Origin of the sequence: Ochrobactrum sp. SFR4 (assembly GCF_019730395.1) — a bacterium.
Classification (GTDB): domain Bacteria; phylum Pseudomonadota; class Alphaproteobacteria; order Rhizobiales; family Rhizobiaceae; genus Pseudochrobactrum.
Map to the genome: position 1 here is coordinate 1 of NZ_JAAPBB010000142.1, position 510 is coordinate 510.

Sequence of the window (510 nt, forward strand, 5' to 3'; positions counted from 1 at the left end):
GTTGGGTCTGCTTGGCTGGCATGGTACTGTGGACAAGCTAAAGAATAGAGATACGTGTATACTGAGTATGACTAAACGCAACGACCCTCACTAAATCCATATCAGCCGGAAATGATTTAGGCAAAGCTACAACATGGAAAACGGCGTAACGATTACATGTGCCCCTGCAGATATAATCACCACACGATTGGTACGCTGTTAAGGATAACCAGTTGAAATACCGTATGTTCTTTATATTGCTGGCGATCTTTATTCTTGTGACAGGCAGTTTGAACTGGTTGTTGAATCCCGCGCCGCCGCTCTATCCGTCCATTGGCGGCGGTGGCTATGATCTGTCCAAGCCCGTTTATACGCTGCTTTTGCTGGCTTTCACCGGTCTGTGGGCTGTGGTCACGTTGATCCTTGGCTCGATAAACAAAAAACCAGCCATATCACGGCAATATTTTATACTTGCTGCAATTGGTGTATTCAGCGTGATTGCATCTTTTATCGCCTATCAAAGCAATCTCA

At 45.7% G+C, this 510-nt stretch carries 1 protein-coding gene; it reads left to right on the forward strand.

Features of this window, described 5'->3' with window-relative positions; translation table 11 throughout:
- Positions 1 to 212: 212 nt before the first annotated feature.
- On the forward strand, positions 213 to 510 hold a 298-nt coding region (locus HBA93_RS18255; protein WP_221724244.1), incomplete at its 3' end, for a hypothetical protein.